The 14,155-nt window shown below is 74.8% G+C and carries 11 protein-coding genes; 8 read left to right on the top strand and 3 right to left on the bottom strand.

All coding sequences use genetic code 11. The features are described from left to right. Nucleotides 1–29 precede the first annotated feature (29 nt). A complete protein-coding gene (locus tag T328_RS04475) occupies nt 30–851 on the top strand; it encodes an SGNH/GDSL hydrolase family protein (protein ID WP_496494520.1) in 822 nt (273 codons plus the stop codon). Here T328_RS04475 and T328_RS04470 read toward each other — a convergent pair. After that, a complete protein-coding gene (locus T328_RS04470; RefSeq protein ID WP_496494519.1) occupies nt 835–2,448 on the bottom strand; it encodes a glycerol-3-phosphate dehydrogenase/oxidase in 1,614 nt (537 codons plus the stop codon). The two genes, T328_RS04475 and T328_RS04470, sit on opposite strands and share 17 nt — an antisense overlap. After that, the gene (locus T328_RS04465) at nt 2,445–3,044 is read right to left on the bottom strand and encodes a TetR/AcrR family transcriptional regulator (protein ID WP_496494518.1); all 600 of its coding nucleotides are present in this window, start codon (nt 3,042–3,044) and stop codon (nt 2,445–2,447) included. The genes T328_RS04470 and T328_RS04465 overlap by 4 nt, the downstream gene beginning before the upstream one ends. Before the next feature lie 169 nt (nt 3,045–3,213). On the opposite strand from T328_RS04465, the gene T328_RS04460 reads away from it, so the two are divergent. Together T328_RS04460 and T328_RS04455 are read left to right on the top strand one after the other, a co-directional pair. Next, on the top strand, nt 3,214–4,818 hold the full coding sequence (locus T328_RS04460; protein ID WP_496494517.1) for an FAD-binding oxidoreductase: 1,605 nt from the start codon (nt 3,214–3,216) through the stop codon (nt 4,816–4,818). 179 nt (nt 4,819–4,997) lie between these two features. After that, nucleotides 4,998–5,792 carry a diacylglycerol/lipid kinase family protein gene (locus T328_RS04455; protein ID WP_496494516.1) on the top strand — a complete coding sequence of 265 codons (795 nt, stop codon included), beginning with the start codon at nt 4,998–5,000 and terminating at the stop codon, nt 5,790–5,792. Nucleotides 5,793–5,936: 144 nt separating this feature from the next. Here the strand turns inward: T328_RS04455 and T328_RS04450 are convergent, their stop codons facing one another. Continuing rightward, nucleotides 5,937–7,013 (bottom strand): S1 family peptidase, encoded by a 1,077-nt coding sequence (locus T328_RS04450; RefSeq protein WP_496494515.1) that lies wholly within the window; start codon nt 7,011–7,013, stop codon nt 5,937–5,939. 404 nt (nt 7,014–7,417) lie between these two features. On the opposite strand from T328_RS04450, the gene T328_RS04445 reads away from it, so the two are divergent. The 5 genes from T328_RS04445 to T328_RS04425 all read left to right on the top strand — a co-directional run bounded on the left by T328_RS04445 (nt 7,418) and on the right by T328_RS04425 (nt 14,142). Beyond that, nucleotides 7,418–8,311, top strand: a complete 894-nt coding sequence (locus T328_RS04445) for a universal stress protein (RefSeq protein ID WP_496494514.1) — start codon at nt 7,418–7,420, stop codon at nt 8,309–8,311. A 95-nt stretch (nt 8,312–8,406) separates the two neighbouring features. After that, complete coding sequence (locus tag T328_RS04440; protein WP_496494513.1) at nt 8,407–9,564, top strand: winged helix DNA-binding domain-containing protein; 1,158 nt, start codon at nt 8,407–8,409, stop codon at nt 9,562–9,564. A gap of 323 nt (nt 9,565–9,887) precedes the next feature. Continuing rightward, nucleotides 9,888–10,373, top strand: coding sequence for a transglycosylase SLT domain-containing protein (locus T328_RS04435; protein WP_496494512.1), 486 nt, complete (start codon nt 9,888–9,890; stop codon nt 10,371–10,373). Between the two features lie 303 nt (nt 10,374–10,676). Next, entirely contained in the window at nt 10,677–11,762 is a 1,086-nt protein-coding gene (locus tag T328_RS04430) for a mechanosensitive ion channel family protein (RefSeq protein WP_496494511.1), read from the top strand. Nucleotides 11,763–12,042: 280 nt separating this feature from the next. Next, entirely contained in the window at nt 12,043–14,142 is a 2,100-nt protein-coding gene (locus T328_RS04425; RefSeq protein WP_496494510.1) for a PQQ-dependent sugar dehydrogenase, read from the top strand. Nucleotides 14,143–14,155 lie beyond the last annotated feature (13 nt).

Below are 14,155 nucleotides of genomic sequence, written 5' to 3'. Positions count from 1 at the left end.
TCGGTAAAACCTCACCCCCAGGGGGTTCCATGAGAACTGCCCGGCCCTTGCGGCTGTTGCTGGGCTTCCTCGTCGCCACCACAGTGGCGCTGCTCGGCACCGCGCCCACCCAAGCCGCCGAGAGCACCCACGCCGGGAGCACCTACGCCGAGAACTACGTAGCGCTCGGCGACTCCTACGCCTCCGGCGTCGGCGCCGGTTCGTACGACTCGGGAAGCGGCGACTGCAAGCGGAGCAACAACGCCTACCCGGTGCTGTGGAAGAACGCCCACGCCCCGGCGTCCTTCTCCTTCACCGCCTGCTCCGGCGCCCGTACCGACGACGTCATCAGCAACCAGCTCGGCCCGCTCGACTCCGCCACCTCCCTCGTCTCCATCAGCATCGGCGGCAACGACGCGGGCTTCGCCGACGCGATGACCACCTGTGTGCTCCAGGGCGAGTCGGCCTGTATCGACCGCATCAACGAGGCGCGCACGTACATCGAGGGCAGCCTGCCCGGGCGGCTGGACGCGGCGTACGACGCGATCCGCGCCCGCGCCCCCAACGCGCAGGTCGTCGTGCTGGGCTACCCGCGGATATACCAGCTGGGCGGCGGCTGCGTCTTCGGCATCAGCGAGGAATCCCGGGCCGCCATCAACGGCGCCGCCGACCTGCTGAGCGACGTGACCGCCAAGCGCGCGGCCGACCACGGCTTCTCGTACGGCGACGTCCGGCCGGCGTTCACCGGGCACGAGATCTGCTCGGACAGCGAATGGCTGCACAGCGTTACCTTCCCCATCGGCGACTCCTACCACCCCACGGCCGCCGGGCAGTCCGGCGGCTACTACCCCGTGTTCAACGCCCTGGGCTGACCGCCCCGGGCAGCGCGGACAACACCTCGCGGGCGGCTGCCACCGCGGCCGCCCGCTCCGCCGCCACCAGCCCCAGGCGGGTGCGCCGGTCCAGCAGGTCGGCCTCGTCGAGGGCGCCCTCGTGGCGTACGGCCCAGGCCAGCTCGGCGCCGGTGACCGGGTATCCGGGGACGACCGGCGCGGCGAGCGCGGGCTCGGCGGCGGCCAGCGCCTGCACCGCCGGCGCCTCCGTCCCGTAGCGCTGCACCAGCCGGCGCGGCGCGTCCAGCCGCGCCAGCTCCGCCGGCGGCGCGGCGCCGACGAGCGGCAGCCGGGCGGTACGGCACGGGCCCGCGGCCAGCCCGGCGCCGGCCACGGCCGCGTCGACGGCGTCCTCGGCCATTCGCCGGTACGTCGTCAACTTGCCGCCGACGACGGTGACCACGCCGTCCGGCGAGGTGAGGATCGCGTGCCGGCGGGAGAGGTCGGCGGTACGGCCGTCGCTCTCCAGCAGCGGGCGCAGCCCGGCGAACGCGCCGACGACGTCCGACCGGCGCACCGGCACGTCGAGCGCGGAGTCCAGCACGTCCAGCAGGAAGCCGACGTCCGTCTCCGGCGCCGCCGGCTCGTCCGGCACGTCGCCGTCGACCGGCTCGTCGGTCAGTCCCACGTACACCCGGCCGTCGTCCTGCGGCAGCACCAGCGCGAACCGGGCGGGCGCCCCCGGGATCGGGATGTGCACCCCCGCCCCGCCCGCCTGCCGCCCCATCCCCAGCGCCTCGGCGCGCAGCACCAGATGCGTGCCGCGCGACGGGCGCAGCCGCACCCCGGGCACCAGCGAACCGGCCCACACCCCGGTCGCGTTGACCACCGCGCGGGCCCGGATGTGCAGCCGCTCCCCCGTCGTCTCGTCGCGGACGACCGCGCCGGAGCCGGTCAGCTCCACCGCCCGGGCCCGGGTCAGCACCCGGGCGCCGTACCCCGCGGCGGTCCGCGCCACGGCCGTCACCAGCCGGGCGTCGTCGGTCAGCCGCCCGTCCCAGGAGACGAGCCCGCCGCGCAGCCCGTAGCGCCGCAGCCCGGGCACGAGTTGCCAGGTCTCCACCGCCGACAGCCGGCGCGGCGCGGGCAGCGCCGCGCGGGAGGTGCGCGCGGCGGCGCGCAGCAGGTCGCCGGAGCGCAGCCCGGCCCAGGCGACGGCGGCCTGGGCACGGGTGGTCAGCGGGGTGAGGGGAATCACGAACGGCTGGACGTGCACGAGGTGCGGCGCGATGTGCTCCAGCAGCGCGCCGCGCTCCACCGCGCACTCGCGGGCGATGCCGACCTGGCCGGAGGCCAGGTAGCGCAGCCCGCCGTGGACGAGCTTGCTGCTCCAGCGCGAGGTGCCGAAGGCCAGGTCGTGGGCGTCGATCGCGGCGACCGACAGCCCGCGCGCGGCGGCGTCCAGCGCGACCCCGGCGCCGGTGGCGCCGAGCCCGACGACCAGCAGGTCGACGCGCTCGCCGGCGGCCAGCCCGGCCAGCTCGCGGGCGCGGCGGCGGGCGTTGAGGGAGAAGTCCCGGTCGGCGGCCGTCCGCGCACCGGCCCCGCGGTCCGCTGCCGCTTTCTGCCCGGTCATGGCGCGAGCATCCTCTCCAGCACCCCCCGCAGCTCGCGCTCGAACGCGGCGGTGCCGAGGTCGGGGTCGTCCTCGTCGGTCATCGTGCGCATCGAGAACGTGAAGGACTGCACGACGAGCAGCGCGGCCCTGGCCTGCCGCACCGCGTGCCCTTCGCGTACGGAACCGTCGGCGTGGCCCTTGCGCACGTCGTCGGCGATCAGGTCGAGCAGGACGTCCTGGCTGGCGCCGCGGCGGTCGAGCATGTACGGCAGCAGCAGCTCGGGGTCGACGTCGAGGATCTTGCGGAACAACGGGTGCGCGCGCAGCTCCCGCGAGCCCTCCGTGAGCCCCGCGACCAGCAGCTCGCGCGCGTTCGCCGCGCCGTCCGCGGCGGGCAGGGCGCCGCGCGCGACATCGATCCACTCGCGCGTCATCAGATCGCCCACCAGCGATTGCACGTCGGGCCAGCGGCGGTAGAGCGTCATCCGCGACACGCCGGCGCGGCGGGCCACGTCGGTGAGCGTGGTGCGGCGCACGCCCACGGCCAGGACGCAGTCGCGCAGCGCGTCGAGCGCGAGGTCGTCCAGCGAGGGCTTGTGACGTTTCGACTTCACCTGTCACAGTGTAACGAGAATGACGGCGGAGGAAAGCCCTCCGGCTAGGGCCCGCCGTTTGGATCTTGCTGGATCAGGCAGGGGGAGCAGTGCCAGGGGTCGCGAACCCGGCAAAGATCCGAACGGCAGGTCCTGGGTCGTACGCCCGTACGGGAGGACCGCGTTGGACATGCTGTGGAACGGGTGGGGCGATCCCGGGCAGGCGGCGCCCCTCCCCGACGGCGTCCGTGACCTGCTGCGCGACCTGCTGGGGGTGCGGCCGGCGGACACGCCGCCGGTGGCCCTGGCGGACCTGGACGTGCCGGCGCCGCGCTTGGCCGCGGACGTCCTCGACGCGCTCGCGCGGGCGGCGGGCGGTGCGGAGCACGTACGCACCGACGCGGCGGTCCGGGTGCGGCACACCCGCGGCAAGTCCACCCCCGACCTGCTGCGCATCCGCGCCGGCGAGGTCGCGGACGCGCCGGACGCCGTGGTGCTGCCGGGCGGGCACGACGAGGTGCTCGCCGTGCTGCGGGCGTGCGCGGAGCGGCGGGTGGCGGTGGTGCCGTTCGGCGGCGGCACATCGGTGACCGGCGGGCTCGCGCCGTACGCGAACGGGGCGGGCTTCTCCGGTGTGGTGGCGCTCGACCTGCGCCGCCTCGACCGGCTGACCGCGCTCGACGAGGTCGCGCGCACCGCCGTCCTCGACGCCGGGCTGCGCGCGCCGGAGGCCGAACGGCTGCTCGGCGAGCGCGGGTTCACCCTCGGCCACTTCCCGCAGTCCTTCGAGTGGGCGACGATCGGCGGCTTCGCCGCGACGCGCGGCAGCGGGCAGGCGTCCGCGGGCTACGGGCGGTTCGACGAGATGGTCGTCGGGCTGACCGTGGCGACGCCGGAGGGCACGCTGCGGCTCGGCCGGGCGCCGCGTTCGGCGGCGGGGCCCGACCTGCGCCAGCTGGTGCTGGGCTCGGAGGGCGCCTTCGGGGTGATCACCTCTGTGACCGTACGGGTGCGGCCGCTGCCGCAGGTCCGGGCGTACGAGGGCTGGCGGTTCGGTTCCTTCGACGCGGGCTCGGCGGCGCTGCGCGCGCTGGCGCAGGACGGGCCGCTGCCGACGGTGCTGCGGCTGTCCGACGAGACCGAGACGATGGTGGGCCTGGCCCGCCCCGAGGACATCGGCGCGGCTGCGCCCCAGCCGGGCGGCTGCCTGGTCGTCGCCGGGTACGAGGGCGCGGCGGGCGAGGCGGCGGACCGCCGGGCCGCGGCGCACGTCGCCCTGCGGGCGGCCGGCGGCGAGCCGCTCGGCGCGGCGCCGGGCGAGGCGTGGGCGCAGGGCCGCTACCGGGCCCCGTACCTGCGCGACGCCCTGCTGGACGCCGGCGCCTTCGCGGAGACGCTGGAGACGGCGGGCTTCTGGCCGGCGCTGCCCCGGCTGTACGAGGCGGTGCGCGGGGCGCTGACCGGGACGCTGACCGCCGCGGGCACGCCGCCGCTGGTAATGTGCCATGTCTCGCACGTGTACGAGACGGGCGCGTCGCTGTACTTCACGGTGGTCGGCGCCCGGGGCGACGACCCGCTGGGCGCGTGGGAGCGGGCCAAGCGGGCGGCGAGCGACGCGATCCTGGAGTGCGGCGGCACGATCAGCCACCACCACGGCGTGGGCACCGACCACCGCCCGTGGTACGCCCGGGAGATCGGCCCGCTGGGCGTGGCGGCGCTGCGCGCGGTCAAGTCGGCGCTCGACCCGGCGGGCGTCCTCAACCCGGGCGTGCTGCTGCCGCGGGCGGACGAGTGAGGGCGCCGGGGCGGGATGCGGGCGTACGTACGCCGGCTGCCGCGCGCGGCGCGGTCGCGGCGGGTGGTGCCCCGGCGTCGCGGCGGGCCGGTCGTCCGGCCGCCGGGCCCGCCGCCCCACCCCCGATCCGCACCCGGCCGCCGCACGAAGTCCCCGCACCCCCCGAACCGGAGCCCGCCATGCGCCGCTTCACCGCCATCGTCAATCCCGCCGCCGGCCGGGCCGCCGGGGCCGCGGCGCTCATCCCGCTGGCCCGCGCGCTGCGCGGCGCCGGGGCGCAGGTCGAGGCGGAGTACAGCCGCGGCTTCGAGCACGCCGCCGAACTCGCCGGGCGGGCCGCCGCGTCGGGCCGCACCGTGCTCGCGGTGGGCGGCGACGGCATGGCCGCCACCGTGGCCGGCGCGCTCGCGGGTACGGACGCGGTGTGCGGGCTGGTGCCCGGCGCGGTCGGGCAGGGCGCCGTCGCGCGGGCGCTGGGTCTGCCACGGGCGGCGGAGGAGCTGGCGGAGCTGCTGCTGGGCGGCGAGCCGCGGCCGGTGGACGTGCTGCGGGTGCAGGCCCCGGAGCGGCCCGCGGCGGTGGCGCTCGGCGCGGTGTGGATCGGTGCGGGCGCGGCCCGCACGGCGCCGGGGCGCGCGCTGGCGTCGCGGCGGTCGGCGCTCTTCCGTATCACCGTGGACGGCACGCCGTACGAGATGCGCGGGCACACCGCCGTCGTCGCCAACGCCCCCTGCCCCGGCGGTTCCGCCGGGGACTGTGCCGCGGAGGTCCGGCTCGACGACGGGGCGCTGGACGTCGCCGTGTTCGGCGGCGGCCCGGGGCGGCGGACGCGGGCGCGCGGCGAGGTGCTGCGCGGGCGGCAGGTGCGCGTGGCGGCCGACCGGCCGCTGCCGTACGCGACCGACGGCATCCCCGCGCCCGCCCTGCCGCTGACGGCGCACGTGCTCCCCGCGGCGCTCCGCCTGCTGCGCTGACCGGCGGCGGAGTCGCGGCCGGCCGCCCCGCGGCTGACGGCGGCCGGTGGGCCGCGGACACGGCCGGGCCCCCGGCACCGTGCGGTGCCGGGGGCCCGGGTCGTACGCCGTTCACATGGTGCGTCGGCGCGTGGTGCGCCGCGCTTACGGAAGCGTGGCCCCGTACTCGTCGAGGGCCGCGACCACCGGCTCGAAGAACGTCTCACCGCCGCTGGAGCAGTCGCCGCTCCCGCCCGAGGTCAGGCCGAGCGCGTCGGTGCCCGCGAAGAGCGAGCCGCCGCTGTCGCCGGGCTCGGCGCAGACGTCGGTCTGGATCAGGCCGTCGACCGTGCCCTCCGGGTACGTCACCGACACGTCGAGCGCGATGACGGTGCCGTCGTGCACCTGGGTCGTGCTGCCGCTGCGCTGCACGGTCTCGCCGACCGTGGCCTCACGCGCACCGGTGATCTCCTGGGTGGTGCCGTCGTAGAGGTCGACCTCGCTCGGGTGCTCGGTGTCCGCCACGTACTTGACGAGCGCCCGGTCGTTGCCCGGGAAGGTCGCGCCCTCGGCCTCGCCGATGACGGGCCCGCCCGAGCTCTCGGACCAGGAGCTGCCGCCGAGCTCGACGCAGTGACCGGCGGTCAGGAAGTACGGCTCCCCGCCCTTGGTCACGTTGAAGCCGAGCGAGCAGCGCGAGCCGCCCGTGTAGATGGCGTCGCCACCGGCGATGTACGGCTTGAACGTGCCCTCGCTGCGCTTGAGCACCGCCTTGCCGTCCTGCGCCGCGACCTCCTTCTTCAGCTGGGCCAGTTCGGCGCCCTTGACCGTGCTGTCGGCGGTGACGACGACCTGGTTGGTGACCGGGTCGAGCGCCCGCGACGTGCCGGCGGTGGCGCCCTGGGTGAGGTCCGCCTTGGCGGCCTTGAGCTGCTTCGTGGTGTGGTCGACGGTACGCGCACGGGCGCCCGCCGCCTCGGCCTGCTCGGCGGCCTCGTCGCTGACGACGTTGACGACGAGTTCCTTGGCCTTGGCGTCGTAGTACGCCCCGGCCGCACCGCCCTTGAGGTCCTGGACGAGGGTGCCCGCGAGGTCGCTTGCGGCGGCCGACGAGAGAGTGTCGGCGTCGGGCTCACTCGTGCTGGCGTTGGCTGTCGCGAGCGTCAGGCTGCCGGCGATCAGCGCGGCGGCGCCGACGCCGGCGATGGCGTACCGGCTCTTGGATATGGCTCGATACTTCAACGTGCTGCCTCCTATGGGGGGTTGGATCCGTCCGGCGGCGGGGGATTCTGGAGGATTTGAGTGGACATGCGCATGCCAAGCAGCAGCGAACGGATTTATCACTGCCAGACAACTCGCCGAGTATGACCAACCCGTGAGTAGCACACAAGGCCGCACTCCTTGTGTCCCAGATCACTTGAGGTCGGCGCAAGAGGACGCGTCCAACTGCTCGGGCCCGCCGGTCCCGCTTCGCCGGCCACGGCGGCCGGCGCGGCACGGGGCGCGCGGCCCGTCCCGTACTCCCCCGCGGCCCCCGACGCCCCGGAGGCGACGGCCGGAGACGGCGCCCGAGGGGCGCGCGCCGGGCCCCACCGGGGCGGGTGACCCCTCGCCCGCGCCGTGCGCCGTATGCAAGCCTCGTGGCCATGAGGAAGTTGGTAGCAGGGGTGGACGGCTCGGACGCGAGCCTCGCGGCGCTCGACTGGGCGGTGGCCGAGGCGGTCCGGCACGGCGTCGGCGTGCGGATCGTGTACGCGCCGCTGTGGGAGCCGTACGAGCGCACGTGGCCGGAGTTCACCGCCGCCCGGCCGCGCGGCCGGAGTGTGGCGGAGCACATCCTCGCGACCGCGGGCGAACGGGCCCGCGAGCACGGCCGGGACGTGCCGGTGGAGGCGGAGTCGCTGTCCGGCGACCCGGTGCCGGCCCTGCTGCGCGAGGCGGACAAGGGCACGGTGCTCGTCGTCGGCGACCGGGGTCGCGGGGGGCACGACGCCCTGCCCCTGGGGTCGGTGGCGCTGACCGTGGCGGCGCGGGCGGCCTGCCCGGTCGTGGTGGTACGGGGCGAGGAGCGGGCGCGGCGCGGCGAGTTCGGCCGGATCGTGCTCGGCACCGGGCACGACGGGGCGGAGCCGGCGGCGGTGGACTTCGCGTTCCGGCAGGCGCAGGCGCGCGGCTGCGCGGTGACTGCGGTGCACTCCTGGCGCTCGCCGGAGCGGGGCGTGGCGACGCACGCGCACACCCTGGGCGGGGCGCCGGACCCGCGGATGCGGGAGGCGGAGTGGGCGCTGGACCGCGCCGTGCGCGCGGCGGCGGAGCGCCACCCGGACGTACCGCTGGAGCGGCAGGCGCCGGAGGGCCTGGCGCGCGACACCCTGCTGACGGCGGCGGCCACGGCGGACCTCGTCGTCCTCGGCGCCCGCCGCACGCCGGCCGCGGACGCGACGGCCGGGGCGGGGGCGACGGGCATACAACTGGGCCCGGCCAGCCACGGGGTACTGCATCTGGCGCCGTGCCCGGTGGCGGTGGTCCGGGAGGGCTAGGTTCGGCCAGGACGCCGACGCCCCGGCGGGCCCGCCGGCGGCGGCTCGCCGGGGCGTGCGGGCCCGGTGTCAGACCCGCTTCGTAGGGTGGCCGCATGGGGATCACCACCGCGCAGCGCCGTGCCCGGCTCGCGCACCGGCAGTTGCTCGTCGGCTCCGCGCGCGCCACGCGGCCCGAGGAGGTGGCGGAGGCGCTCGTGGGGCTGCACGCGACGGACTCGCCGACCGTCGCGCTCTCCGCCCGCGCCCGGATGCGCGACCCGTCGCTCGCCGCGCTGGACCGGGCGCTGTACGAGGACGGGTCGCTGCAGCGGATGCACGCGATGCGCCGCACGCTGTGGGTGGTGCCCACCGGTCTCGTGCCGATGCTCCGCTTCGCCGTCGCCGAGACCGTCGCCGCCCGCGAGCGCGCGCTGCTGGTGAAGCAGCTCGCCACCGCCGGGCCCGGCTACGACGACGCCTGGCTGGCCGCCGCCCAGGACCGGGCGCTGGCCGCGCTCGCGGAGCTGGGCGAGGCGAGCGCCGCCGAGGTCACGGCCGCCGTGCCGGAGTTGGCCGTGACGTACACGCTGCACCCGGGGAAGTCGTACGAGTCGCGTCCCCGGGCCGGCAGCGGGGTCATGCGGGTGCTGGCCATGGAGGGCCGGATCCGGCGCACCAGGCCGCTGGGCGGCTGGACGTCAGGGCAGTTCCGCTTCGCGGTGGCGCCGCCGGCGCCGCCGATGGAACCGGCGCGGGCGCGCGCCGAGTTGGTGCGGCGCTGGCTGGCCGCGTTCGGGCCGGGCACGCTCGCGGACGTGAAGTGGTGGACCGGGCTGCCCCTGGGCCAGGCCCGCGCCGCACTGGCGGAGATCGCGGCGACGGAGGTGCCGCTCGACGCGGGTGTCGGGTACGTGCTGCCGGGCGATCTCGGCGAGGCCCCGGACCCCGGCCCGTGGGCGGCGCTGCTGCCCGGCCTCGACCCGGCCACCATGGGCTGGCGCGACCGCGACTGGTATACGGACCCGGCCCACACGAGGCTCCTCTTCGACAGCGCGGGCAACGCCGGGCCCACGGTCTGGTGGCGCGGCGAGATCGTCGGCGCCTGGGCACAGCGCCGCGACGGCGCCGTCGTGCACCGCCTGCTCGCCGACCGCGGCGCGGAGGCCCGGCGGGCCGTCGCCGAGGAGGTGGAGCGGCTGGAGAACTGGCTTGCGGCGCACGGCCTCGTGGTCAGCTTCCCGGCACCGCTGACCAAGGAACTGACCGGCTGAACGCGGCCGATCGCACCCCTTCACCTAGCAATTTGCAGGCAAAGGAACGGCAATGTCCGTTTTACTTATCGGTGCCCTTTTCGCTTGTGACCTCGCCCATATGGGCTGCGTCACATACGAAGCGCCGTCGTACATACCCCCGGCACCAGGCCGCCCGGCGCCTCAGTGAAGGGGCAGTCTCCGCGGCTTGTCGCACTATGAGGGGTAGTAACAGGGCTGCGTGCATTCCGGGTTTATGTCCGTTAAAACTTCCCGAGTCGCTCGGTGCCGCAATTTACCGACGGCCGTCCCCACGTACGGCAAACGGAAAGAGACCCGCTCACATGTCTGCTCCCGCCCGTCAGCGCCCCGCCCTCTCCACCCGTAGACGACTGCTGGCCGCCGGCGGCTGCGCCGCCGCGGCCGTAGCCCTCAGCGTCGCGGTGGCGCCGCAGGCCACCGCCGCGCCCCAGGCACCCGCCGCCCCGGCGGCCGCGCCGGCCACGGTGGGCACGACCCTGGACGAGTGGATCAACGAGGCGCTCGTCGTCATGGAGGCCAACGGCATCCCCGGCTCGTACGAAGGCATCTACCGCAACATCCTGCGGGAGTCCGGCGGCGACCCGAACGCGATCAACAACTGGGACTCCAACGCCGCGGCCGGCATCCCCTCGCAGGGCCTGCTGCAGGTGATCCCGCCCACCTTCGCCGCCTACCACGTGGCCGGCACCTCGACGATCATCACCGACCCGGTCGCCAACATCGTCGCCGCGTGCAACTACGCCGCCGACCGCTACGGCTCGATCGACAACGTCTTCGGCGCCTACTGAGCCCGCCCCGCACCCCGGGACCCCGCCGTCCGGCCCTTCCCCCTCCGGACGACGGGGTCCCGGTCTGGTCCACCCCCGTCGCGCCCGTCGCGGAGCGGAGCCGGTGATCACCACCGTGGCCGGGCGGCAGCCGCGCCGCCTCAGTGCTGACCCTGACCTTCCCCTTCCGTCTCTGACCCGCCCGGGCGCTCCGCTTGCCCGGGCACGGGGCCAGCACCCTGCCCGTATGCGGCAGGATGGCGGCCACGCCGGATCGCACAGGCGTCCGGACGTGCCCCGTACCCGAACGAGACAGGTATCAAGGTGAACCGAGCCCTCACTCTGCACGATCTGGTCGTCGCCGGCGCCGCCGTCCTCGGCGGCATCAGCGCCGGCCTGCTGCTGCGCGTGCTGCTGGGCTGGCTGAGCAAGCGCGCGACGCGGACGAGCTGGGCAGGCGACGACATCCTCGTGGGCGCGCTGCGCACGATGGCCCCCTGGGGCGCACTGGCCGGCGGCGTCTCGATCGCCGCGGCGTCGCTGCCGCTGAAGCGCCCGGTCGAGCACACGGTGGACCAGATCGTCGTCGCCGTGCTCATCCTGACGGTCACCGTCGCCGCCGCCCGGGTGGTCGCACAGCTGATGGGGGTCCGCTCGCAGGGCGTGGGCTCGGCCACGATCCTGGTCAACATCACCCGGATCGCGGTGCTGGCGATCGGGCTGCTGATCCTGCTGGAGACCCTGGGCATCTCGATCGCGCCGCTGCTCACCGCGCTCGGCGTGGGCGGCCTGGCGGTGGCGCTGGCGCTGCAGGACACGCTCGCCAACCTCTTCGCCGGGGTGCACATCCTGGCCTCCAAGACGGTGCAGGTCGGGGACTACATCCGGCTCAGCAGCGGGGAAGAGGGCTACGTCACCGACATCAACTGGCGCAACACCGTGATCCGCACCCAGTCGGACAACCTCGTCGTCATCCCCAACGACCAGCTCGCCAGCACCATCATGACGAACTACCACCGCCCGGAGCAGGAGCTGTCCATCGTCGTGCAGGCGGGCGTCGCGCTCTCCAGCGACCTCGACCAGGTCGAGCGGGTGACGGTGGAGGTGGCGCGGGAGATCATGGCGGCGGTCGAGGGCGGCGTGCCGGAGCACGACCCGGTGGTCCGCTTCCACACCTTCGGCGACTCCCGCGCCGGCTTCTCCGTGGTACTGCGGGCCGGGGAGTTCAGCGACCAGTTCCGTATCAAGCACGAGTTCATCAAGCGGCTGCAGCTGCGCTACCGGGAGGAGGGCATCGAGATCGCCCACCCGGTGCGCAACATCGTGCTGCACCAGCAGGACACCCAGGTACTGCTGCCGCGGCAGCGCGAGGCGTCGGACTTCCCCGCCGGTGGCAAGACGCCGGCCTGACCGAGGCGCTTGCGGGCCGGGTGCCGAACCGTCCCCCGCCACACCCTAGTTTGCTCTTTCCAAAGACAAAGTAGCGCCGATTCTGGTCGTAGGCATTGGCCTTGCGTCGAAAGAGGTCTAATCTCCAACCGGCCGCCGTCACATGTCGGGAGCGTGTACGGCGGGGGGACGTGAAGCCGCGCATGAGCCGCAGCGCGCGGGCCGATCAGGACGGCGCAAACGGGTCGACCACCCAGGAGCGTGTCCAGCCGCCTTGCCGTCCGAGCCCCTGGGAGGGGAAATGCTCAAGAGACTGGCCCTGTTCGCCGCCGGCGCGGTCAGCGCCGCGCTGCTGGTCGCGCCCGGCGTGACCGCGGCGGCGCCGAACGCCGCCGAGCAGCCGCCACCGGATTCCGCCTTCGAGAAGATCACGCTCAACGACCGCCCGGGCGAGCCGCTCGACCTCGCCGTCCTGCCCGACGAGCGGGTCCTGCACGTCACCCGCGCCGGCAAGGTGTGGCTCAACGACCCGGACACGGGCGTGAACAAGCTGGCCGCCGAGCTGGACGTGTACCAGCATGACGAGGAGGGCCTGCAGAACGTCGCCATCGACCCGGACTTCCGCAAGAACCAGTGGGTCTACCTCTACTACTCGCCGCCGCTGGACACCCCGGTCGACGACCCCGACACCCCCGTCAACGAGGGCGACGCGCCCTTCGAGGGCACGCAGGCGGACTGGGACCGCTACCAGGGCCACCTGCAGCTGTCCCGGTACAAGCTCAAGGGCGACACCCTCGACCTGGCCACCGAGCAGAAGATCCTCCAGGTCCCGGTCGACCGCGGCATCTGCTGTCACGTCGGCGGCGACATCGCCTTCGACTCCCAGAACAACCTCTACCTGACCACCGGTGACGACACCAACCCGTTCGAGTCGGACGGCTACACGCCGATCGACGAACGGGACGGGCGCAACCCGGCGTTCGACGCCCAGCGGACCGCCGCGAACACCGACGACCTGCGCGGCAAGGTGCTGCGCATCAAGGTCCGCGGCGACGGCTCGTACGGCATCCCCGGGGGCAACCTCTTCGAGCCCGGCACGGACAAGACGCGGCCGGAGATCTACGCCATGGGCCTGCGCAACCCGTACCGGATGGAGATCGACCCGCAGACCGACGACGTCTACGTCGCCGACTACTCCCCCGACGCCCGCGAGGCCAGCGACGCCCGCGGCCCGGCCGGACACGGCAAGTGGCTGGTCCTCGACGAGCCCGGCAACTACGGCTGGCCGTACTGCGCCACCGCCGAACTGCCGTACAACGACTTCGACTTCGCCACCGAGACCTCCGGCGCGGCCTTCGACTGCGACCAGCCGGTGAACACCTCGCCGCACAACACCGGCCGCACCGAGCTGCCCTCCGTGGAGCAGCCGGAGGTCTGGTACTCCTACGGCGAGTCCGCCGAGTTCCCGGGCCTGGGCACCGGCGGCATCGCCCCGATGGCGGGCCCGGCGTACGAGCACAGCTCGCTGACCACGCTGCGGAACCCCGATGTGGCCTGGCCGCGGTACTACGACGGGACGCCGCTGTTCGCCGAGTGGTCCCGCGACTACATCCGGGAGTTCAGGCTCGACGGCTCCGGCGCCGTGGAGGCGGTCAACCCGGTCGCCCAGGCGGTCGCCACGCCGCCCGTCGACAACCCCATGGACCTGGAGTTCGGCCCGGACGGCGCCCTCTACGTCCTGGAGTACGGCGACGGCTACTTCTCGGAGAACCCGGACGCGCAGCTCTCCCGCATCGACTACATCGGCCGCACCGGCAACCACGCGCCGAAGGTCGAGCTGGCCGCCGCGCCGGTCAAGGGCCTCGCGCCGCTGGCCGTCGAGTTCTCCGCCGACGGCACCGCCGACCCCGACGGGGACCGGGTGCGTTACGCCTGGGACTTCGACGGCGACGGCAGGACCGACTCCACCGACGTGAACGCCTCGCACACGTACGAGGAGGACGGCACCTTCAAAGCGGCCCTGAAGGTCACCGACGCCCAGGGCCGGTCGGCGTACAAGGACGTCGACGTCACCGTCGGCGACCAGGCGCCCGAAGTGACCCTGGTCAAGCCGGTCGACGACCAGGAGTTCCACTTCGGCGACGCGGTGGAGTTCGAGGTCACGGTGGTCGACGAGGCCGAGGTGGACTGCAGCAAGGTCAAGGTGCACTACATCGTGGGCCACGACGCGCACGGGCACCCGCAGAGCACCACCGCGGGCTGCAGCGGCACGATCCAGACCGAGCCCATCGCGGGCCACGACCCCTCCGAGGGCAACGTCACCGGCGTGTTCGTCGCCGAGTACACCGACCCGGCCGGCCACGTCGGCAGCGACCGGGCCGTCACGAAGGCCGTCGGCTGACCCTCCGGCACGG

It is taken from the genome of Streptomyces sp. CNX435, from assembly GCF_059570575.1.
The sequence above is the reverse complement of the archived record's forward strand: the minus strand, read 5'-3'. Positions and strand labels throughout refer to the sequence as shown.